General features: G+C 41.8%; 16 protein-coding genes and 1 riboswitch. Of the genes, 13 read left to right on the top strand and 3 right to left on the bottom strand.

Annotation, left to right across the window (positions count from 1 at the left end; genetic code table 11):
* Positions 1-397 precede the first annotated feature (397 nt).
* Positions 398-1444, bottom strand: coding sequence for an aldose epimerase family protein (locus tag ATH1_RS0107760; RefSeq protein ID WP_010419820.1), 1047 nt, complete (start codon positions 1442-1444; stop codon positions 398-400).
* 659 nt (positions 1445-2103) lie between these two features.
* Between ATH1_RS0107760 and ATH1_RS0107765 the strand changes: the two genes are divergently transcribed.
* From ATH1_RS0107765 to purL, 4 genes are all read left to right on the top strand, one after another.
* The gene (locus tag ATH1_RS0107765; RefSeq protein ID WP_010419823.1) at positions 2104-3108 is read left to right on the top strand and encodes a GntR family transcriptional regulator; all 1005 of its coding nucleotides are present in this window, start codon (positions 2104-2106) and stop codon (positions 3106-3108) included.
* A gap of 111 nt (positions 3109-3219) precedes the next feature.
* Entirely contained in the window at positions 3220-4380 is a 1161-nt protein-coding gene (locus ATH1_RS0107770; RefSeq protein ID WP_010419826.1) for a galactokinase, read from the top strand.
* Between the two features lie 48 nt (positions 4381-4428).
* On the top strand, positions 4429-5475 hold the full coding sequence (locus tag ATH1_RS0107775; protein WP_010419829.1) for a UDP-glucose--hexose-1-phosphate uridylyltransferase: 1047 nt from the start codon (positions 4429-4431) through the stop codon (positions 5473-5475).
* A gap of 684 nt (positions 5476-6159) precedes the next feature.
* Positions 6160-9855, top strand: coding sequence for a phosphoribosylformylglycinamidine synthase (purL, locus tag ATH1_RS0107785; protein ID WP_010419833.1), 3696 nt, complete (start codon positions 6160-6162; stop codon positions 9853-9855).
* A gap of 6 nt (positions 9856-9861) precedes the next feature.
* Here purL and ATH1_RS0107790 read toward each other — a convergent pair whose 3' ends face one another.
* Complete coding sequence (locus ATH1_RS0107790) at positions 9862-10542, bottom strand: ferredoxin--NADP reductase (RefSeq protein WP_010419835.1); 681 nt, start codon at positions 10540-10542, stop codon at positions 9862-9864.
* A 188-nt stretch (positions 10543-10730) separates the two neighbouring features.
* On the opposite strand from ATH1_RS0107790, the gene ATH1_RS22590 reads away from it, so the two are divergent.
* The 3 genes from ATH1_RS22590 (at position 10731) to tdh (ending at position 14447) form a co-directional block, all read left to right on the top strand.
* Positions 10731-10928, top strand: coding sequence for a hypothetical protein (locus ATH1_RS22590; RefSeq protein ID WP_342626180.1), 198 nt, complete (start codon positions 10731-10733; stop codon positions 10926-10928).
* Positions 10929-11035: 107 nt separating this feature from the next.
* On the top strand, positions 11036-13132 hold the full coding sequence (gene ppk1 / locus ATH1_RS0107795) for a polyphosphate kinase 1 (protein ID WP_044115061.1): 2097 nt from the start codon (positions 11036-11038) through the stop codon (positions 13130-13132).
* A gap of 283 nt (positions 13133-13415) precedes the next feature.
* On the top strand, positions 13416-14447 hold the full coding sequence (gene tdh / locus ATH1_RS0107800) for an L-threonine 3-dehydrogenase (protein WP_245531744.1): 1032 nt from the start codon (positions 13416-13418) through the stop codon (positions 14445-14447).
* Positions 14448-14465: 18 nt separating this feature from the next.
* Here the strand turns inward: tdh and ATH1_RS0107805 are convergent, their stop codons facing one another.
* Entirely contained in the window at positions 14466-14681 is a 216-nt protein-coding gene (locus ATH1_RS0107805; RefSeq protein WP_010419843.1) for a DUF6132 family protein, read from the bottom strand.
* Between the two features lie 67 nt (positions 14682-14748).
* On the opposite strand from ATH1_RS0107805, the gene ATH1_RS0107810 reads away from it, so the two are divergent.
* From ATH1_RS0107810 to ATH1_RS0107835, 6 genes are all read left to right on the top strand, one after another.
* Entirely contained in the window at positions 14749-15960 is a 1212-nt protein-coding gene (locus tag ATH1_RS0107810) for a hypothetical protein (protein WP_010419847.1), read from the top strand.
* Positions 15961-15991: 31 nt separating this feature from the next.
* A riboswitch (cobalamin riboswitch) is annotated at positions 15992-16254 on the top strand.
* A 30-nt stretch (positions 16255-16284) separates the two neighbouring features.
* Positions 16285-17433: an ABC transporter substrate-binding protein gene (locus ATH1_RS0107815; RefSeq protein ID WP_029164024.1), complete on the top strand. Its 1149-nt coding sequence runs from the start codon at positions 16285-16287 to the stop codon at positions 17431-17433.
* Between the two features lies 1 nt (position 17434).
* The gene (locus ATH1_RS0107820) at positions 17435-18505 is read left to right on the top strand and encodes an iron ABC transporter permease (protein ID WP_029164025.1); all 1071 of its coding nucleotides are present in this window, start codon (positions 17435-17437) and stop codon (positions 18503-18505) included.
* Positions 18506-18536: 31 nt separating this feature from the next.
* Complete coding sequence (locus tag ATH1_RS0107825) at positions 18537-19586, top strand: ABC transporter ATP-binding protein (RefSeq protein WP_010419855.1); 1050 nt, start codon at positions 18537-18539, stop codon at positions 19584-19586.
* 97 nt (positions 19587-19683) lie between these two features.
* Positions 19684-21738, top strand: coding sequence for a molecular chaperone HtpG (gene htpG, locus ATH1_RS0107830; RefSeq protein ID WP_010419858.1), 2055 nt, complete (start codon positions 19684-19686; stop codon positions 21736-21738).
* Between the two features lie 377 nt (positions 21739-22115).
* Positions 22116-24233 carry a M3 family metallopeptidase gene (locus ATH1_RS0107835; protein WP_010419860.1) on the top strand — a complete coding sequence of 706 codons (2118 nt, stop codon included), beginning with the start codon at positions 22116-22118 and terminating at the stop codon, positions 24231-24233.
* Positions 24234-24311 lie beyond the last annotated feature (78 nt).

Genomic DNA, 24311 nt, shown 5'->3' on the forward strand with positions numbered 1-24311 from the left:
ATCTGACTGAAATACAGAATTTTATGATAGCAAGATGACAAGTTGGGTTAAAACGCCTGGATTTTGACAAAAATATGCTTTTTATACTGCACTCATTCCTGTTTATTGTTCTGTATCGGACATCGGTATGTAACATACCGAACATGATGAGTTCTCAATTCTCGTTATTAACAACTGGTAACCGGTAGTTAATATTGGTTGGCAAGATGATGTATATGTTAGAATTTGATTATGAGTTTTTTGCGAAAAATGGTCTGATAAGCAAATAGCTGACTCTGAGTATTAAATAATTGATATAGAGCTTTTTGAGATTTGAGGTAGGTGTAGGTTTTGAGTGAATATAGCACAGAGCCCGGATGTTGTATTTTACATCCGGGCATTGTTCTTTAAATCAATATTACTCGATTCCGAATTTAAAAACTGTGGTATGTGAATAAGGCCTGTCAGGACCAAAAATGCAGGAAGGAAAAGAAGGGTGATTGGGTGAATCGGGGAAATACTGCGTTTCGAAACACATTGCGGCAAACTTGCTGAAACGGCGGAAAGAGTTTCCATAACTGCCGTCCAGGTGGCCTCCCGTGTAAAATTGTAATCCCGGCATGGTTGTATAGATTTCTAGGGTTCGGCCCGATTCCGGTTCTTTTACCACAGCCGCCCTTTTCAAATATCCTTCCTTACCATTGATAACCAGATTGTGGTCATATCCGCTTTTTGGAAGAAGTGCTAAGCGGTCGCCAACCTTGTGAAACGATTTAAAATCAAAAGGTGTTTTTTGGGTTGGGATAATATCTCCGGTTGGGATATCCCCATCTTTCGGAGTGTATTTATCGGCAAAGATCATTACCTCATGGTTAAGTATATCTGTATCTTTTCCACTAAGATTGAAATAGCTGTGATTGGTCAGATTAACCGGTGTTTTTGCATCGCTTTTTGCATTGTAGTTGATAATTAGTTCATTATCATTACTCAGGGAAAATCTTACTTCCGCTTTTAGATTTCCCGGGTATCCTGCATCGCCGTCGGGACTGTACAGATTCATAACCAGTATCTCACCTGCATCGGTGTTGTCGATGTGAGGATTCCATATTTTGGAGTGAAAACCCGAAGAACCGCCATGAAGGTGATTTTGCCCGTCATTGGCTTCCAATTTACAGGTTTTTCCGTCAAGATTGAATTTTCCTTTTGCTATGCGGTTTGCAAATCTTCCGATCGTTGAACCGATGAAAATACAGTTATCAAGATAATTCGGATTAATATATTCTTCCGGATGGTCAAAACCAAGTACAATGTCTGAAAAATTTGCATTTTTGTCTTTGGTTTTTATGCTTGTAACGGATGCTCCTGCATTGGTTATCCGGACAATGGTTCCTGCTTTGTTGGTGAGTTCAAAGAGTTTGATATCTTTATTTTCAGTGTCGGAGATTGGAATTTCGTGGATTTTCATTCTTCGTCTGTTTTTTATTAGTTATGTATTCTGTTTGATTAATAGTACGCCTTTATATATCCTTAAATAGATGAGCCCGGTCTAAAAGCATCTTTGTTGCCAAACTCGTTGTTGTTTTAATTTTTTGCATCCTCATTAACAATAAGTTAACTTCGGTACAAAAATTTAAATCGCCTGGATTTTGACAAAAATATGCTTTTTATACTACACTCATAGATAAATAGAATTGAACCTATATGAAAACAATGACAAAGGTAAATTTTGAATTGAAATAAATCTAAAAATGCAGTTAAAGTGTATTAATTACACTCAAAATTAGTTAAAATCAATAAGCAATAGTCCCTTAAATTTTGGCAAAGGCCTTGGGATATTTTTTATACTTTTGGTTCATCCGTATAAAATTTATTTTTTTAGGTCGGATGGAACTCGCATGTAAGAACTTATACATATTCTGATTGTGGCAATCTTTGCCATGCTCGTTTCATTTTCGTTCAATTTTTGCAATGCACTGCAAACCAATTGTTTATGGATAATAGCGTATTGTTTGTTAAAATTCAGTATATCAACATTATATGGATTATCTTACATCTAAAAATCTAAAAATATAAAAATCTAACCATCTAACCATTAAATGAACATATTTGCTTAATGGATATTATATGACGAAAAGACTGATAAATATTGACAAGAGCAGGAGCGAAGCTCAATATCGTCAGATTATTAATTCGGTGGTACACGCCATCCGCCTGGGAAAACTGAAACAACAGGAAAAACTGCCATCGGTAAATGATATTGCCGGAACCTTTAATTTATCGCGCGACACCGTACTGATGGCCTACAATGAATTAAAAGCCAGGGGGATCATTCAAAGTGTTCCGGGAAAGGGTTATTATGTGGACACGACCCGGGTTGATTATGATCAAAAGATTTTATTATTGTTTGATGAGTTTAATGCCTTTAAAGAAGATTTATATAATGCCTTTATTAAAGAATTGGAGGGTAGGGCAACGGTGGACATTTTTTTCCATCATTTTAATCCCGAAGTGTTTGCTTCATTGGTTCTCGAAAGAAAAGAACGCTACACGTCTTATGTAATTATGCCGGCAAATCTTCCTAATCTGCTGGAAGTGTTGGAGCAATTGCCTGAAGAAAGAATTTACATGCTTGACAGAAATCCGGATTATCTCAACAACCGGTTTCCCTGTGTATATCAGGATTTTCATCACGATATGTATGACGGGTTAGTGGCCGGACTTGATCTTTTAAAAAAATATGACCGTTTGGTTTTACTTTTTCCCGGAGGTAAAGAGCCTGAAGGTTTTCTAACCGGATTTAAAGATTTCTGCAAGCATCATGATTTTTCCTATGAAATTAATTCTTCTTTTCATCCCCCTGCCGATAAGGGCAGTGTTTACATTATTCCAAATGATCGTGATCTTGTCAATCTGGTACGTGACATTTCCGGGAAAAGTATGATTGCAGGAAAAGATGTAGGTATTATTTCGCTAAACGATACCGGACTGAAAGAAATAGTAGCGGGCGGAATTACTACATTGTCGACCGATTTTGTTGAGATGGGAAAAAATCTTGCACGTTTGATTTTATCCGGGAAACATGAGTGCATAAAGAATCCTTCACGATTGAATATCAGGCGTTCATTATAGTTGAAGTCGACCTGATGATGGGAAATTCTTTGGTCTGAAACTTATTTTTGTAATCAGTTATTTTTATATATTTGCCAACCAGTACCCACCAGTTGGATAAAAAATAAAAATATGAATTTACAAGTGTTAAAATTGGATTTTGAAAAGCTGTATGGAAAACCTGCTGAAGCCGTGTTTTTTTCACCAGGAAGGGTGAATCTCGTCGGTGAACATACCGATTATAATGGCGGATATGTTTTTCCATGTGCTTTGAGTTATGGCACCTATTTATTGGTTCGGAAGAATAACGAACATTTATTGAGGTTTGCTTCTGCCAATCTTGACAGAAGAGAGGATGTTGCCCCGGATAAAATTGGTCAACCCCTGGAGGGTGATGCCTGGATGAATTATCCTTTGGGGGTCATGGATCAGTTTAAAAAGAAGGGGATAAATGTCGAAGGGCTCGATTTGTTCTATAGTGGTAACATTCCTAACGGAGCCGGGCTGTCTTCATCGGCTTCCATTGAGTTGGTGACAGCCGTGATGGTGAATGATCTTTTTGGTGGAAACCTGCCTATGATGGAGATGGTTAAAATGTCGCAGGATGCCGAGAATCAGTTTGTAGGAGTGAATTGCGGCATTATGGACCAGTTTGCCGTTGGAATGGGCAAAAAAGACCATGCACTGGCACTAAAATGTGATACTCTGGAGTGGCATGCTGTTCCGTTGAAACTTGACGGTTACAAAATAATAATCAGTAACACCAATAAGCGGCGGGGACTTGCCGATTCGAAATACAATGAAAGACGGTCGGAATGTGAGCAAGCCCTGAAAGAGCTTAATAAGGAAGGCAGGTATCAAACGCTGAGTGATATCGACTTCGACACGTTCAATAAGATATATGAAAGATTGTCATCTGAGGTTCTTCTTCGGCGTGCACGCCATGTTATTACTGAAAATCAACGTGTACTGGATGCCATGAAGGCATTGGAAAACGACAATATTCAGGAGTTTGGACAACTGATGAATGCCTCTCATGTATCGTTGCGTGACGACTATGAAGTAACGGGGCCCGAGTTGGATGCTTTGGTCGAAGAAGCCTGGAAGACCGAAGGGGTTATCGGTTCCAGAATGACCGGTGCCGGATTTGGTGGATGCACGGTTTCCCTCGTTCGGGAAGACAAGGTGGATAATTTCATTAACCAAGTGGGCCCTGCTTATGAAAAAAGAACAGGCTTGAAACCATTATTTTACATTGCTGATGTAGGCGACGGAGCACGACGGCTGGAATAACACCCTAACACCCTAACAATCTAACACCCCAAACAACCAAACAACACTATGCAAACTTTTAATATGGAAGAACACCCGCATCGTCGGTTTAATCCTTTAACCGGCGAATGGGTACTGGTTTCTCCGCATCGTGCCAAAAGGCCGTGGCAGGGTCAGGTGGAGAAAGGGCAAGAAGAGAAACGTCCCGAATACGACCCCAAATGCTATTTATGTCCCGGAAATGAGAGAGCTGGCGGTATAAAGAATCCTGATTATTCAGGAACCTATACTTTTATCAACGACTTTTCTGCCCTTTTAGCCGATACGCCCGAAGGTGAAGAGAATGACGGTGAATTGTTCCGGGCCGAAAGTGAAAAGGGAATATGCAAAGTCATTTGTTTTTCGCCGCGCCACGATTTAACCATTCCCGAAATGTCCCATGAAGAGGTATGCGGCGTAGTGGATGTTTGGCAAAGGGAATTTCGTGAACTGAGCCAAAAAGACTTCATCGGTTACGTTCAGATTTTTGAAAATAAAGGGGCGGTGATGGGATGCAGCAATCCGCATCCCCACGGACAGATATGGTCGAGCCGTTCAATTCCTGTTGAGCCCATGAAAGAGCAGGAGCGACAAAAAGCCTATTACAACAAACATGGTCGCACCCTGTTAAGCGATTATCTCAACAAAGAATTGGAGAAAGATAAGCGGATCATATATAAAAATGACCATTTCGTTGTGTTATCACCCTACTGGGCTGTCTGGCCTTTCGAAGCGATGATTGTAAGCCGCCGTCCCGCACCTGATCTTTCCGGACTCTCTGAATATGAAAAGTCCGGTTTGGCTGATGCTTATCGCCAGCTTACCATCCGGTATGATAACCTTTTCGAAACTTCTTTCCCTTATTCCGCCGGATTACATCAGGCCCCAACGGATGGGAAGCAACATCCCGAATGGCATCTTCACATGCATTTTTATCCGCCCTTGTTGCGTTCCGCCACCGTCAAAAAGTTTATGGTAGGCTACGAAATGCTGGCCAATCCACAGCGTGACATAACACCCGAGACAAGCACGCAAAGGCTAAAGGAACAACCGGCACTGCATTATAAATTAAGATGAAACGAGCATGGCAAAGATTGTTTTAATAGATTTTTAGATTTAAGATGGTAAGATGTAAGACAAAACGGGTCTGACAAGGCATACCATAACAAGAATATGTATAAAGTCTTGCATGCGAGTTCCATCCGACCTTAATAAATAAATTTTATACGGATGAAAAAGTGGATTAGAAATCCACTACTAAGGGGTGCGGATTAAAAATCCGCACCAGCAGGGGAAACCAAAAACAGGGAACAGATTCTTCGTCGTTACCTCCTCAGAATGACAAGAGGCCCTTTTCATTCTGACGAAAGGGAGAATCTAAAAAAGCAAACAGACTAAAATGTGATTTTTATTGATGTTAATAAAAATAATCTGCGTTCATCTGCGTCAACTGTGGTGAACTCTCAACCTTAACTTCAATCTCAACCTCAATCTCAATCTCAACCTCAATCTCAACCACAACCTTAACCTTAGCTGTTTGTCATTCTGACCGAAGCGAAGAATCTAACATCAATCAAAGCATGATAAGTTGCATTATTCCAATAACTTAGAACTGATGAAAGTGATTTATGAGTCCTTTGTCAAAAGCATCCCGGCCGCAAGTACAGGATTTCCTGAATTGCCATAAGAAGGTGCAATAATTCCCCCAAATATGTTAATTTTGCACCTTTAAAGTACTAACTGCATAAAACTGAAGATCAAATGGTCCTTTTCTTTCAGGGGGAAAACCGTAAAGTGCTGGCTGTAGGTTGTAAAAATGCCCTGTCTCAATCCGATTTAGAAAAATTAAACTGGCTTTTCGAAGGTGCTCTGTTGATTAATAGTCAAAGAATTGATGGCTTTTTTGTGGGACCCCGTCAGGAGATGATTACTCCATGGAGTACCAATGCTGTCGAGATTACCCGGAATATGGGTATAACCGGAATTGGACGCATTGAAGAGTTCTTTGAGACGGACAGTGAACATCCTGATTATGATCCCATGCTTGAATCTCTTTACAAAGGACTTAATCAGCAATTATTTCATATCGAAAAAGAACCTGAGCCGGTAATTTATATTGATGATATTGGCAACTACAATGAGAAGGAAGGACTTGCTCTCAGCCCCGAAGAGATTCATTACCTGGAAGATCTTAGCAGGCGTCTGGGCAGAAAGCTGACCGACAGCGAAGTATTTGGGTTTTCTCAGGTTAACTCGGAACATTGTCGTCACAAAATATTTAATGGTGTTTTTATTATTGATGGAGAAGAGAAACAAAGCTCTTTGTTTCAATTAATAAAACGAACTTCAAAGGAGAACCCCAATTACCTGGTATCGGCTTATAAGGACAACGTAGCATTTATTCAGGGCCCGGCTGCCAAACAATTTGCTCCTGTAAGACAGGATATTGCTGATTTTTTTGTTGAAAAAGAGATCGAAACCGTTTTATCTTTGAAAGCCGAAACGCATAACTTCCCCACCACTGTTGAACCTTTCAACGGAGCGGCAACGGGCTCTGGTGGTGAAATACGTGACCGTCTTGGTGGCGGAAAGGGAAGTCTGCCTCTGGCGGGAACGGCTGTTTATATGACCAGCTATTCGCGACTTGGAAAGGGACGTACCTGGGAGGAGAAATATCAGGCACGTCCGTGGTTGTATCAAACACCCCGGCAAATTTTGATAAAAGCCTCCAACGGGGCCAGTGATTTTGGGAATAAGTTTGGTCAACCGCTGATTTGCGGGTCGGTACTCACATTCGAGTATTTCGAGAATGATCACAGGTTTGCTTACGACAAAGTAATTATGCTCGCCGGGGGTATTGGTTTTGCAAAAAAACAAGATAGTCTCAAAGATACGCCTGTTAAAGGCGATAAAATTGTTGTTCTGGGTGGAGATAACTACCGTATCGGCATGGGAGGCGGTGCTGTTTCTTCGGTGGCTACCGGTGAATATGCCAATGCCATCGAACTGAATGCTGTTCAGCGTTCAAACCCGGAGATGCAAAAGCGTGTTATGAATGCCATTCGCGCCATGGTGGAAGACGAGCATAATCCCATTATTTCCATTCATGATCATGGTGCCGGGGGCCATCTGAATTGTCTTTCGGAACTGGTTGAGGAGACGGGAGGAACCATTCATATTGATAAATTACCGGTGGGCGATCCTACTTTGTCTGCCCGGGAAATTGTTGGCAATGAGTCTCAGGAGCGAATGGGACTGGTTCTTCATGAAAAGAATGTGGAAAAACTGAAAAAAGCGGCCGACCGTGAACGAGCTCCTATGTACGTTGTGGGAGAAACTACCGGTGACATGCAATTCAGGTTTATAGATGACAAAGGGAATAAGCCTATTGATCTGCAGTTGTCCGATATGTTTGGAAATCCTCCAAGGACGGTAATGGAGGATACCACTGTCGATCGGAAATTTGAAGAAATTCATTACGTCATTGATGATGTAGAAAAACATCTTGAGTCGGTATTACAGCTCGAAGCGGTTGCCTGCAAAGACTGGCTGACCAATAAGGTTGACAGGTCGGTTACCGGGAAAGTTGCCCGTCAGCAGTGTGTGGGTGAAATTCAACTGCCATTAAGCGATTTGGGCGCAACCTCCATTGATTATTCAGGAATTAAGGGATTTGCAACATCAATAGGACATGCCCCGGGAATCGGGCTCGTAGATTCAAGGGCCGGCGCCCTGGTCTCTGTGGCCGAAGCTCTGACCAATATTGTTTGGGCACCATTAACTCATGGCATCAGGAGCATTAGTTTAAGTGCCAACTGGATGTGGCCCTGCCGGAATAAAGGTGAAGATGCCCGCTTGTATGAAGCAGTGGAAGCCGTTAGCGATTTTGTTTGCGACCTGGGCATTAATATTCCCACAGGAAAGGATTCCTTATCGATGACACAAAAATATCCGGATGGCGAGTCGGTGATGTCTCCGGGTACTGTTATTATCAGCGCTGCCGGCGAAGTTGAGGATGTACGAAAAATTGTTACTCCGCTTCTGAAGAAAGACGTCAACACCTGCCTGGTGCATATAGATTTATCTTTTGATGCCCTTAAGCTTGGCGGAAGCAGTTTTGCCCAGGTGATCAACAGGCTGGGCAATGAAGTTCCGACGGTTACTGATGCCGATTACTTCAGAAAAGGTTTCGAGGCCATTCAGCAGTTGATTCGTGAAGGTCTGGTTCTTTCAGGTCACGATGTTTCGGCAGGTGGTTTGGTAACGACTCTGCTTGAGATGTGTTTTGCCAACAAGGATTATGGTATTGATGTTGACCTTTCAGAGATGGAAGAGAAAGACCCGTTGAAACTTTTGTTTAGTGAAAATCCGGCGGTTGTAATCCAGGTGGCAGAAATGGATAGAGTTGGCAAATTCCTTGAAAAAATGGGGATTCAGTATTCTGTCATCGGGCATCCTGTCGTTGAAAGAAAACTGAATATAAAAACAGAACCAAAGAATTTCAGTTTCGATATTGATCATCTTCGGGATATCTGGTACCGTACTTCATATCTGCTCGACAGAGACCAGAGTGGAGAGCAGAAAGCAGAAGAACGTTTCGGGAACTATAAAAAACAACCGTTGAAATTCAGATTTCCTGAGCACTTCGACGGCACCGACAGCTCCTTGAATCCGGATAATCCCACTCGTACAGCCCGGGCTGCAATTATTCGCGAAAAAGGGGTCAATGGTGACCGTGAGATGGCTTATTCGCTCTACAAGGCCGGCTTTGACGTTAAGGATGTTCACATGACTGATCTTATTACCGGACGGGAGACGTTGAAAGATATAGATATGATAGTCTTTGTTGGTGGTTTTTCCAATTCGGATGTATTAGGATCGGCCAAAGGCTGGGCGGGTGCATTTCTTCACAATAAAGCGGCTAAAAAAGCGCTGGATGATTTTTATTCCCGTCCGGATACATTAAGTCTTGGCATTTGTAATGGATGCCAGTTAATGATACACCTTGATCTGGTTAATCCCGGGCATGAAAAGAAAGCCCGAATGCTTCATAACGATTCCCATAAGTTCGAGTCGGCTTTTGTGACAATGAAGATTCAGGAGAATAACTCAGTTATGCTGAAATCGCTTGCCGGTTCGGAAATTGGCGTCTGGGTGGCGCATGGCGAAGGAAAATTCAGTCTGCCCCTGGAAGAGCGTGCTTACCACATACCGGGAAAATACGGATACGATGCGTATCCTGCCAATCCTAACGGTAGCGATTACAATGCTGCAGCAATCTGTTCCGAAGACGGACGGCATCTGGCTATGATGCCCCACATCGAAAGATCGGTGTTTCCCTGGCAATGGGCATATTATCCTGAACATCGCAGCAACGATGAGGTTACACCCTGGATGGAAGCTTTTGTAAATGCCCGAAAATGGATTGAGGAGAAAAAAGTAATTAAGAATTCCTGAACCCGGTTAAAAATAGACCTCTGCATGAATTTTTTCTGTGGGGACTCCCTGTACTTCAAGAATGTCATAGACATCGTGGATCATACTGCTGTTGCCACATAAATAGCAACGTACATTACCTTTTACAGGGTATTCCTCAAGGTAATTGGTGACTCTTCCGAAGTATGTATTGTCGCTTTTTTGACGCGATGTACAGGCAATATACCGTTTCGGATCGTAAAAATCGGCCTCATATAGTTCTGTGGTATTGCGTATCCCGTGCAGAAGCTGATAATTAAGCCCGGGGTAAGATTTGATAAAGCTGTGAAATGGTGAAATTCCAGTACCACTGGCAATGAACAGAAGTTTTTCTTCGGCATCTATCTTAGGCGGCAGGGAAAAATACCCTACAGGTTCTTCTACTATCAGCATATTGCCAGGCTTTTGTTTTTTCAATACCGGTGAAATAAAGCCGTCTGTAATCTCCTTCACAAGAATTTCCAGATAAGGATCATTCTCTGAACTATAAATAGAGTATTCTCTTGTATGGATGCTATTGGCCGGACCAACGTTAATATGTTGACCGGCTTTGAATTCAACATCGTTTCGTTCCAGGCGGATGATAAATGTAGAATCGTTAAGATGCCGGATTTCAAGAATTTCATGTAGCTTTGTTGAAATTTTATTGGCTTCGGATACGTTATTCATAATTGAATGATTTGATTGCAATAATGAAACGAGCATGACCAGGTTTGTCACAAAAGAACATGCATAAAACTCAATCATGCGAGTTCCATCAGACCAATGACTTAGACTAATTTTATACTGATGAAATTGGAAAAATGAGACTCTTAGGAGTGGACTCATGAACCGTTTTAAATCTGTAAATCTAAAATATATTCAGATATAAAACTCCTTTTTTGAAAAAAGGTTCAAATTACAATAATGAGTGCAGTCTAAAATGCCTTTTGACCCCTAAATCCCCCAAAGGGGACTTTTTCAAACTGCTGATTTTTAGCAGTTCCCCTTTAGGGGTCAGGGGTAAAAATGGTAAAAATCAGCAGTTTGAAGGCTTTTTATACTGCACTCAATAATATTTAGCCAATAATAGAAAATCCGCGTTTCTGTTATTTTTTTGGGAACTCAACAAAATGTATATATTTTAGTTTTTCTATTACATAACCACTTAATGTCAAAATATATGCTGTACTCAAAATATCGTTCCAAAGAATTAAGCTGGCTGTATTTTAATGCCCGTGTTTTACAGGAGGCATCACGAAAAGAAGTTCCCCTGATAGAAAGGATCAAATTCCTGGGTATTTATTCCAATAACCTTGATGAATTTTTCAGGGTTCGGGTGGCTTTGCTGAAACGTTTGGTGCAGCTTGGTAAGGATACGGAATTCGACGGGACTTCACCTCGTAAAACGCTTCGGGAGATAAACCGTCTGGTAAAAGAACAAGGCGTTGAGTTCGGACGCATATACGAGCAGATCATCCGGGAGTTGGAAGCACATAACGTGTATATGCTTGATGAAAAATCGCTTAATGACAAGCAAGGAGAGTACGTCAGGCGAATTTTTGAACAAAAGGTGAGGCCGAAACTTATGCCCGTCATCATCTCGAAGCGAAGAAATTTGCCTGATTTAAAAGATAATGCCATTTATCTGGGTGTAATTCTCAGAAATCACATGACCGGGAAAACCATTTATTCATTACTTGAACTACCGGTTGATGCGTTGGGGCGCTTTTTTATTGTTCCATCCGACGAGCGGTCAACCTGCATTTTACTTCTTGATGATGTCATTCGCTTCGAGCTGAAAGATATCTTTTATATGTTTGATTTTGACGAAATTGGCGCTTATACTTTTAAGCTTACGCGCGATGCTGAACTCGATATAGATGATGATATCGCAGAGAGTTACGTGAGTGCTATTGCTCAAAGTCTGGAAAAGAGAAAAGATGCGCCTCCTGTTAGGTTCGTTTACGATAAAGAGATGCCCGATGATTTATTGGAAATATTGTTAAGAAAGTTGCATTTCACAAAGGATGACACCATTATTCAGGGAGGACGTTACCACAATTTTAAAGACTTTATGGACTTCCCCAAAATCGGGGGACCTCACATGTTGTATGAGCCTTTGCCGCCACTGCGACATGCGCATTATCCAAATGGTAAGTCCATATTTCCCGTATTGTCCAAGAGGGATATATTGCTTCATTTTCCTTACCATTCGTTTCTTCATTTCATAGATTTTCTCCGGGAGGCCAGTATAGATCCGTTGGTCAGGGAATTAAAAATTACCATATACCGTGTGGCGAAGCATTCCAACGTTATGGACGCATTGATCAATGCTGCCCGTAATGGGAAAAAGGTTACCGCCGTTCTTGAATTACAGGCTCGTTTTGACGAGCTTCCCAATATAAAATGGGCCAATAAGTTGCAGGATGCCGGCGTTAAAGTCATTTATGGTGTAAAAGGACTGAAGGTACATTCCAAGCTTTGCCTCGTGGAAAGGAAGGAAGGAAACAGGTTGGTTCGTTATGCATGCGTTGGAACCGGTAATTTCAATGAAGACAGCGCTAAAGTGTTTAGTGATCATCTGTTGATGACAGCACATGAGGGCATTGCCAAAGAGGTGGCTTCGGTTTTTGATTTCTTTGATCGTAATTACCGGATTTCAAGATATAGTCATTTATTGGTTTCTCCTTTCTATCTCAGGAAGAAACTGACCGAATTAATCAACAGAGAGATAAAAATAGCCAAAGAGGGAGGGTATGCCCGGCTGTGGATTAAACTGAATAACCTGACCGATTATAAAGTGATACGAAAATTGTATGGCGCCAGTAGAGCAGGGGTCGATGTGCGACTAAACGTTCGGGGAATGTTTTCAATGCTTCCCGGTTTCGATAAAAATTCAGAGCCGGTTCCTTGCATCGGGCTTATTGATCGTCTTCTTGAGCATAGCCGGTTCTATATTGTCGGTACCGGTGAAAGAGAAAAGGTTTATATCGCCTCGGCCGATCTGATGACGCGCAACCTCGACAGAAGAGTAGAAGTGGCTTGTCCGGTATATGACGAAAGCCTGAAAAATCAGCTCAAAGAAATGTTTTTGCTTCAGTGGGAAGATACCCGTGCTGCGCGCATTCTTGACAATGATCTGAACAACCATCTTAAAAAACCAACAAATGGCGAGTTGCCTTTTCGCTCACAGATTGAATTTTATAATTATCTCGACCGCATTAACCAATCTGTTTTGGAAGAAGAAACTGAAGAAGAAATTAGGGATATCCGGTAAATTTTAATGTTATCAATGATTTTCCGAAATAAAGCAAATTGTTCGTCAAACCTGATGTTTGTTGTTTTTTTGAGAAAATCCGAATTGTAAATTTGTTATTCGGATGCGACACACGTTGACAATGAATTTTACAGACAATAGTGCGTTAAAAAACCAAACGCAGAGACACGATGACGCAATGTTTTATTATGAGAGAGTCGTGATTCATGCTAACAACCCCGGTCGTGAAGTTTGATATTAAAGAACGGCCATCAATACTCGCCGGCCATCAATTTTTTACCTTATGGATACCATGAAAGCACTCGTTAAGCTAAAACCCGAAAAGGGAATATGGATGAAGGAAGTGCCAGTTCCCGAACCGGGCCATAATGATGTAATCATTAACGTTACCAAAAGTGCCATTTGCGGTACAGACCTTCATATTTACAAGTGGGATGAGTGGGCACAAAAAACCATCAGAACGCCTATGATTATTGGACATGAGTATGTCGGATATGTGGCAGCGGTTGGTTCGGAAGTGACAAATGTAAAGGAGGGTGACCGCGTTACCGGAGAAGGACATATCGCTTGTGGCCATTGCCGTAATTGCAGGCGTGGCCGGCAGCATATTTGCGAGAGAACGGTCGGAATTGGTGTTAATGTTGATGGTGCCTTTGCCGAATACGTGAAAGTACCCTCCAATAATGTAATGAAAATAAACCGTCAAATTCCTGATGAGATTGTGGCCATTATGGATCCGTTGGGAAATGCCACGCATACTGCTCTTTCTTTTCCATTGATAGGTGAGGATGTTTTGGTTACAGGAGCAGGGTTGATAGGGAGTATGAGTGTAGCAGTTGCCAAATTTGCCGGGGCACGATACGTAGTTGCCACGGAAATTAATGAATACCGTGCTGATCTGGCACGAAAAATGGGCGCTACGAAAGTTATTAATCCTTTGGAGGAAAGTTTGACCGATGTGATTAATGAATTGGGAATGATTGGCTTTGACATCGGTCTCGAATGTTCCGGATCGGAAGCGGCATTTAATCAGATGCTGGCGCACATGTACAATTCCGGTAAAATTTCCTTGCTTGGCATTCTTCCTTCTTCAACCGTTGTCGATTGGAATACAATTATTTTTAAAGGACTCATTCTGAAAGGTATATATGGCCGTGAAATGTTCGAGACCTGGTATCACATGGAACAAATGCTTATGTCGGGTCTGGATATGTCTCCAATGATTACGCACCGCTTTCACATCGACGATTTCCAGAAGGGATTTGATGTTATGGAGGAGGGAAATTGCGGAAAAGTTATTCTAAACTGGGACTGATTTTAAAAGTCTGGAGATTTATTTGATGGTCCATATCAGGCCCAATACCATTCCTGTTGTTGTGCTGTTCCAGGGATTGCCGGTTATGGGACACGTTCCGCCATTACAACCTATAAAATAATAGTAGGCGTATCCCAGGCCACCACCTATTATTATTCCAAGACCTATCCGTAACAAACGTGGTATTTTTTTCCTTTCTTTGCTTTCTCTTTGTTCGTTATCGTTGTTTTGCATGCTTTTTGTCAGATTGATTATATATGCAAAAGTATTTAAAAATATAGATAATTAAAAGTTTTGAAGTATGTTTGGTCGTTCTGTATTGATTTTGCTTTTTTTTTATGTGAGCGGGTTTTCAGCATTCGGTCAAAATTATCAAAAACTCTTAACAGAATGGCAAGGATATCTGAATGCTGATGATAATGAAAAAGATTACACGGAAGTATCTTTTCGACGCTCTATAGAAGGATTCCTCGAAAGTGGTGGCACTTACCCCGATTCAGTGTCCCTTTTACCCGGATGGAAGAGGAAAACCAGTCACAACAGGCGATTTTCGGTTTTCGCCACCATTGTTCCGTTTGAGACCAAACCTTACAGATTACTTTATTGCCTTCAGGATCATCACGCGGGAAGGGCGCTTACATTTTCCAGGGAAATTTCTTCCCGGTTCAAGGACGAATGGTCTCTTCTACTACAGGAAAAGCAGTTTGATAAAGATACCGTCGTGTATCTCGATATATCTTTCGGAAAAGAGAAGCTATTGAATATTCCTGATATTGAAACAGCGGTCAATGTAGCTATTCTTTCAAGAACAAGAGGGGAGGAAGCAATATTTACCATTTCTGCTGAAATACAACAACGCATTGCTTTTTTAATGGGGATTCCGGAGTTGTTCATGAATAACTTTTCAGGATTTTCCGGACTATCCACGTTGCTCCTGCCCGAGGAGGGGTTGAAGATTGTTACATGGAATGTTGAGGAAAGAATGGGGGACCATCATTTTTATGGTGTTATAGCTACTTATCAGGAAGATGAAAATATTAAAGTCTTTCAGCTTAATGACAAATTCAGAAAAACCGGACAACCGGAGTTTTCTGTCCTGACTTACCCCGATTGGTACGGAGCAGTTTATTACGATGTTATCCCGGTCGTTCATGACAAGAAGACATATTATACTCTTCTGGGATATAACGGAAACGATGCATTTTCCAGGATGCGAATCGTCGATGTATTGTATTTTTCCGAAGAAGGCACTCCGTGTTTCGGTGCCCCGCTTTTTAATGTTAATGATGGTCTGAAGAAGAGACTTATTTTTGAGTACAGCAACCGGGCCGAAATGATGTTGAGGTACGATAAACGGGAAAAAAAGATTGTCATGGATCATTTGGCCCCGATGGAACCTGTATTTGGAGGAGACAGGAGTTATTACGGCCCCGATTTTTCTTACGATGTTCTCGATTATCAGGAAGGCAAATGGCTATTGGTAGAGGATGTGGAGCTTCGAAACAGGGATTAAGTGTTGTTGTTATTGTCGCGAATTATTGTAATTTTGCATAAGTGTAACAGGTGCTATATGCCTAAGAGGGAATCCGGTGATCCGCATTCTGTGCAGAAAATCCGGAGCTGTACCCGCAGCTGTAATCCCGTTTTATGGTTGTAACTTTACTTGCCACTGGATCAATGATCAGTTACCAATATCGATTACCAATGATTAATGGATAATGCCCATGTCATTAATAACTGATAATTGTTTCCGGGAAGGCGTTACAACCGGGAAAGCCAGAAGACCTGCCTGTACACGGTTTCTTTAACCAATGTAAAGCTTTCGGGAGATAAAGTGATGGTATTAAAACATTGTCTTAGCGGTCTTGTACTCATAGTTTTGCTTTCTTCATGCCATACCGGCACCCAACAAAACACTGTTTCCAGCCTTTTTGAAGATCAGGAGCCCGATTCCTTGTATATACCCGCCTATGCAAAGGGTTTTTCTATTGCCTATTATGGTGATTTAAAACTGATTCATGTGGAAGACCCATGGAATTCAGATGCTGAAGGCAAGTATATTTTGGTTGGAGCGGAAGAGTGCCCTGCAAAATATAAATCGGCCGAAATAGATTATGTACGGTATCCGGTCAGGAACTGGTCGGCCTTTTCATCAACACAGATTGAGTTTGCGGCAAAAATCGGGGTGCTGGAAACGCTTGGTAGTGTTGCTGAACCACGGTATATTTCCAATTCTTTCGTTCAGGAAAGGGTTCGTGAGGGAAAGATACGAAATGTTGGAATGGCCGCTTCTGCTGATGTTGAAGTTTTGCTGGATTCTTCCCCTCAATTTATCTTTGTTTCACCCTTTAAAGACAACAGGTATGGCCCGCTTATCGATGCCGGATTGTTGGTGATTAATGACGCCGGTTATCTGGAGGTTTCTCCTCTGGGAAGGGCAGAATGGCTGATTTTCTTCAGCGCATTTTTTAACAAGGAGGATGAAGCGCTTGCTATTTTTAATAATATAAAGAAGCGTTACCGGGCAGTTAAAGAAATAGTGAAGGAAACCATCGAGAGACCTTCGGTGATGACCGGTTCCCTTTTTAACGATGTTTGGTACATGCCTGCCGGCGACAGCTTTATGGCGACGCTTTTTGAAGATGCAGGAGCAGATTATTCATATAGTAAACGTTCTGGAACAGGTTCTCTGGCATTGGATTTTGAAACCGTGTTCAACGACTTTCATTCAAGTGATTTCTGGGTGCTGACAGTTAATCATTCCGGCAGGTTTACCCTGTCTGATCTTGCCCGGATGGATGAACGTTACACCGGGTTTGAGGCTTTTAAGCAGGAAAATGTTTTGGTCACCAACACCAACTATTCCGGCTTTTATGAAAAAGGAATCATTGAGCCCGATGTTATCCTGAAAGATTTGGCATTTTATTTTCATCCGGACTATTTTCCCGGCTATGAGCCTGCTTATTTTCATCTTTTGAAGGAATAATATGCAGAAAATTTTATCCACATATATGACGGGGCGTCAGATTACTTTTTTTTGGTTGACCATCTTGTTTTTATTGTCATTTTCCTTGTTTTTGCTCAATCTTGTTTTTGGCTCCGTTGCTATTCCCATTGAAGAAATATTGAAGATATTGGCGGGCAAGGGCTCTGATAATGAAAGTTGGCGATTGATTGTGCTGAAAAGTCGTTTGCCGCAGACTACAACGGCAATTCTGGCTGGTGCGGGACTGGCCGTTGGGGGCCTTCAAATGCAGACCTTGTTCCGAAATCCACTGGCCGGGCCATCAATTTTGGGCATTAGCTCGGGGGCCGGCCTTGGCGTAGCCATTGTACTTTTGTTTGCCGGAAAGATTGGGGGCGTAGCACTGAGTCATTTGGGCTGGGCAGGTCATCTTTCTGTAGCGATGGCTGCTTTTGCCGGTGCGTCTCTTGTTTTGGGGCTTGTGCTTGTTTTGTCGCGACATCTGAAAGATAATGCCATGTTGCTTATCCTGGGCATTATGGTTGGTTATGCTGCATCTGCCTTGATTGGTATTCTGAAATTTTACAGTATGAAGGAAGATGTGCATGCCTATGTGATTTGGGGTTTGGGCAGTTTCTCAACCGTTAGCTGGTCTCAGATGTGGGTGTTATTTCCTGTTGTTTTGTTGGGATTGGCAGGTGCTTTTTTTCTTGTTAAACCGTTGAATGTTATGTTACTTGGCGAACAATATGCCGGTAATCTGGGAGTCAATATCCGGCTTTCGCGGTTGCTGATTATCTTATGCACGGGGTTGCTTACGGCTTCTATTACAGCTTTTTGCGGACCTATTGCTTTTCTGGGGCTGGCAGTTCCGCATCTGACAAAAGGACTTTTCCGGACATCCGACCACAAGGTGTTACTTCCCGCAGTTATTTTGTCGGGAATGGCGGTGGCTCTGTTTTCAAATTTAATAGCACGCTTACCCGGATTCGACGGGGCTTTACCCATTAACGCAGTTACCAGTATCATTGGTGCTCCCGTGGTTATTTCGGTAATACTGCGACGTAGAAATCTGAGAACTCCGGGGATTTAACCGAATTGAAGAACAACAAAAGAATTGTGCAATGCAATTAAATGCATCAGATAATCAACCATTAATATCCACCAATAATCTTTCCATCGGGTATAGTCATCCGAGGCAGGGGAAACACATTCTTCATTCCGGGATAAATGTAAAACTGGAAGCGGGGGAATTTGCCTGTCTTCTCGGCCCCAACGGTTCCGGAAAATCCACTTTGCTTCAGACTTTGTGCGGGTTTATTCCAATGCTTGGCGGCGAGGTTTTTCTGGGAGGTCGTGAAATTTCTTCAATATCGAACCGACGAATGTCTTTGCTCGTCAGCGTGGTTTTGACCGAACATATAGTTGTTTCAAATATGACGGTTTTTGACCTGGTTTCGCTCGGTCGGACCCCTTATACCGGATTCTTCGGACGAATGAAACATTCGGATGTCCTGAAAGTGAGAGATGCCCTAAGTGCTGTTGGCCTCGAAGGGTTCGAAGAACGGTTGATTACCAATATAAGTGACGGGGAACGGCAAAAAGTAATGATTGCAAAAGCACTCGTTCAGGAAACGCCACTTATAGTTCTTGATGAACCGACAGCCTTTTTGGATTTGCCCAGTCGTATTGAGATAATGCATCTTTTGCGAAAACTGGCTCACGAGCGAAAGAAAGGCATCCTTTTATCAACACATGATCTCGACCTGGCTCTTCAAATGGCTGATAAAATCTGGCTTCTGGCAGAAGGGAAAGACATGGAGACCGGGACCCCCGAAGACCTTGTTCTCTCAAACGAGTTCAGACGCTTCTTTGAAAGAGAGGGGATATTGTTCGATAACAATACTGGTCAGTTTACCATTGGCAAACAACAAGTTAAGACCATTCGATTGATCGGAAAGGGTATTGAATACAAATGGGTGAGTCGTGCTTTGGCCAGACATGGTTTTGCTGCTTCGGATGAGCCGTTTTCAGGATTTCAGGTAGAAATTAAATCCGACGGGCATCGTGAATATCTGTTAACAGGTCCTTCGGGGAAAACCCATAAATTAAGAACCATCGAAGACCTCCTTGCCCGGATTGACCATGAAGAGGCTTCCTTTCTGACAGATTAAGCTGAAACGACTGTCTATCTGTCAGTATCTGCCCTTTGGCATAGCCTTTGTTTTCTCAGACAAGAATTTCTTTATAATCCATTAAACAATTACAGCTATGCAAAAAGGGAAAATTGGTGTAAGTACTGACAACATCTTTCCAATTATCAAGAAATACCTTTATTCCGATCATGAAATTTTCCTGCGTGAGTTGGTCTCAAATGCAGTTGATGCCACGCAAAAGTTAATCACGCTTTCACGTCTTGGCGACTTCAAAGGCGAGTTGGGAGATACGACCATTCGTGTTTCATTTGACGAGAAGAAAAAAACCATAACCATTTCCGACAAAGGTATTGGTATGACTGCCGAAGAGATTGATAAATATATCAATCAGGTAGCTTTCTCAAGTGCCAATGAATTCCTTGAAAAGTATAAGAAAGATGCCAATGCCATTATCGGACATTTTGGTATGGGCTTTTATTCATCTTTTATGGTTTCAGAAAAAGTTGAAATTCATACACGCTCATACCAGGAAGGCGCAAAGGCAGTGAAATGGGAATGTGACGGAAGTCCGGAATATACCATCGAAGAAATCGACAAAAAGGAGAGGGGTACCGACATAATTTTGCATATTGATGATGAAAACAAGCATTTTGTCAATAAAGACGAGATTAATCGTCTTTTGAAAAAGTATTGTCGTTTCCTTCCGGTTCCCGTTGCTTTTGGTAAAAAAACCGAATGGAAAGACGGCAAAGAGGTCGAAACTGAAGAGGACAACATCATTAATGATACAAATCCCCTCTGGACACAACCACCGGCCAACCTGAAGGATGAAGATTACAAGAAGTTTTACCGCGATCTTTATCCTATGGCTGAAGATCCCCTGTTCAATATTCACCTGAATGTCGATTATCCGTTTAACCTTACCGGTATTCTGTATTTCCCAAAAATCAAGAACAATATCGAAATACAGAAAAATAAGATACAGTTGTACTGTAATCAGGTGTATGTTACCGATTCGGTGGAAGGAATCGTACCTGAATTTCTTACACTTCTCCACGGGGTGATAGATTCGCCGGATATTCCGCTTAATGTTTCCAGATCGTATCTTCAGAGTGATTCTAATGTAAAAAAGATATCCAGCCACATTACCAAAAAAGTAGCCGATCGGTTGGAGGAAATTTTCCGCAACGAACGGAACTCGTTTGAGGAAAAGTGGGACGATTTGAAAATTTTCATCGAGTATGGTATGCTCACCGATGATAAGTTTTACGATCGCGCCCAAAAATTTGCTCTGTTGAAGAATACCGACGGTAAGTATTTTACATTTGAAGAATATAAGAACATCATAAAAGATAATCAGACCGATAAGGACAAGCAACTGGTATATCTGTATGCAACCGATAAGGAAGATCAGTTCTCTTTCATTGAAGCGGCTAAAAACAAAGGTTACGATGTTCTGCTGATGGACGGGCAACTGGATACCCATTTTATCAACCATCTGGAACAGAAGTTTGATAAGTCGCGCTTTGTAAGAGTGGACAGTGATGTTCCTGAAAAACTTATTCCCAAGGAAGAGCAGAATGAGTTGAACCTTTCAGATGAAGAAAAGGATAACCTTACCATCATTTTCAGGTCTCAGGTTCCCAACATTGAAAAGGCCAATTTTGTGGTATCTTTTGAAGCATTATCGGACCAGGATAAACCTGTTATGATAACTCAACAGGAATTTATGAGGAGAATGAAAGAGATGAGCCAGACGGGTGGAGGCCCGATGATGTTCTATGGCGATATGCCCGATAGTTACAATCTTGTTGTCAACGGAAATCATAAGCTTGTCCGGCGTATCGTAGATGATTGTGAGAAAGAAGCCGGTGAAACTCTTAAAAATTTAAGAAGCAAAATGCAAAGTCTGGAGACCAGAAAATCCGAGCTGGAAAAGGCAAAAGAAGGTAAGAAGGATGAAGAAATTCCACAGACTGAAAAAGAAGAACTGGAAGATGTCGAAAAGAAAATTACCGAGCTGAAAAATAAAAAAGAAGAAGCTCTGAAAGATTTTGCTTCCGGGAACAAACTGGTTTCACAATTAATTGACCTGGCTCTTCTTTCCAATAATATGCTGAAAGGTGAGGCTCTGAACCGTTTTGTGAAACGGAGCATTGATTTGATTTAGGCTGATTAGCGTCTGTTCCTGAAATACTTCAATTTATCGGGATACATGTCCGGAAATTACTCATCAACGATAAGAAAACCCCGGCCCCTCGATTCCAATCGAGGGGCTTTCATTTTGTTTTCACTCAACTTTGACACACTTTTTTGAACAGCCTCAACAACCTAACAGCCTCAACAACCTAACAACCTAACAACCCTAACATCCTGACATCCTAACATACCATCATTCTACCTTGTAGCAATCTAATATAAATCATTGCGCGGTTTAATCATTTTATATATTTTTGACAATTATGTTATAAAAAACTGTAAAAATCAACCTTAGTTCGGGAATCAGTATGATATCTGTTGTTTTCCGGGCTGCTAAAAATTTTAATTATGAGGAAATTTTTTCTTTTACCTATGGCTCTTATGTTTCTGACTGCCTGTCAATCGGGGACGGAGGACAAAACAAATCCTTTCTTTACCGTCTATGATACTCCCTTTGAAACACCCCCCTTTAATGAAATTAAAGAATCGCATTATTTGCCGGCTTTTAAAGAAGGGATAAAGCAGCACGAAGCCGAAATCAATACGATTGTTAATAATAGTGAAACGCCGACTTTTGAAAATACCATTCTTCCTTTCGACCAGTCGGGAAAGCTTTTATATAAAATCAGTCGTGTTTTCTTTAATTTGAGGTCGGCGGATACCAGTGACAGCATCCAGGCTATTGCCCGCGAAGTTTCTCCTATGTTGTCAGAACATAGCGATAATATAATGATGAACATGAAACTTTTTGAGAGGGTAAAGTCGGTTTATGAAAATCTGGAGTCTTCGGATTTGGATGACTCTCAAAAAAGGGTGGTTACCAAATATTATGAAGATTTTGTGCGTAATGGAGCCTTGTTTAAGGGAGATGACCAGAAGAGGCTGAAGGAGATAAACACGCGTTTGTCTACACTTACGCTTGAGTTTGGCGAGAATTTGCTGGCCGAAACCAATGAAAATTTTGAGTTGATTATTGAAGATGAAGCTGATCTTGCCGGTTTGCCTGAAGGAGTGAGAGAAGCTGCCGCCGAAGCTGCCACTGAGGCGGGGTATGAAGGGAAGTGGCTGTTTACCGTTCAAAAACCAAGTATGTTGCCTTTCCTGACTTATGCCGAAAACCGCGATCTTCGTGAAAAGTTGTACCGGGGTTATTTCATGCGCTGTGATCGAGGTGACGGGTTTGATAATAAGGACATTATTAAGGAAATAGTCGCGCTGCGTGCAGAACGTGCTCAATTGTTGGGTTTTGAAAATCATGCTGATTATGTAATTGAGGTTAATATGGCCAAAGAACCGCAAACGGTATATGAATTTTTGATGGAATTATGGGTGCCGGCATTGAAGAAATCGAAGGAAGAAAGGGAGCAGATGCAAACCATTATAGATAGTGAAGGTGGAGATTTTAACCTGGCACCATGGGACTGGTGGTATTATGCCGAGAAGTTACGGAAAGAAAAGTATGACCTGGATGAGTCACAACTGAAGCCCTATTTTCAGCTTGAGAATGTGCGCGACGGAATGTTCTGGGTAGCCAACCAGTTATATGGAATTACATTCGAAAAATCAGACAACGTGCCTGTTTATCATGAGGATGTCGAGGTTTTTGAGGTAAAGGAAAACGACGGTTCACATATTGGTTTGTTATACCTTGATTATTTTCCGCGTGAAAGCAAGCGTGTGGGGGCATGGTGTACTTCTTTCAGAGGAGCCGGCTGGGATCATGAAAAGAATGAGCGCATAGCACCACTGTCATCCATTGTTTGTAATTTTACCAAACCTACCGGAACCACTCCTTCTTTATTGAGCTGGGATGAGGTGAATACGCTTTTCCACGAATTTGGACATGCTTTGCACGGACTCTTTACTAAAGGGAAATATGACCGCACTGCCGGTGATGTGCCTCGTGATTATGTGGAACTTCCCTCTCAGATTATGGAGAACTGGGCTGCAGAACCAGAGGTAATCCGTCATTATGCAAAGCATTACGAAACAGGTGAAACCATTCCTGACGAGCTGATTGAAAAGCTTGAGAACAGTAGCTTGTTCAACCAGGGATTTGCCAACGTCGAATATCTGGCAGCGTCCTTGCTTGATATGGACTGGCATACACTTCAGCATCCGGTTAATGTGGAGGATGTTAATGCTTTTGAGGATGAATCCATGAATGAGATCGGTCTTATTCCGGAAATTCTTCCCCGTTACCGTTCTACCTATTTTTCGCATATCTTCAGTGGTGGATATTCTGCCGGCTATTATGTGTACAAATGGGCCGAAGTTCTCGATGCGGATGCTTTTTATGCTTTCAGGCAAACGGGGGACATATTCAATAAAGAGCTGGCAGCCAAATTCCGGAAGTACTGCCTGGCAGAAGTTGGTGAGGGTGAAGGAATGGAGCAGTATAAAAAATTCCGTGGTCAGGAACCTTCTATCGAACCGCTTTTGGAAAAGCTTGGGTTTGAAGATTAAAAATTCATATAAAAATATTGCCGGTGACCGGTTTTAACCCAACTTGTCATCTTGCTATCATAAAATTCTGTATTCCAG

Origin of the sequence: Anaerophaga thermohalophila DSM 12881 (assembly GCF_000191885.1) — a bacterium.
GTDB lineage: Bacteria > Bacteroidota > Bacteroidia > Bacteroidales > Marinilabiliaceae > Anaerophaga > Anaerophaga thermohalophila.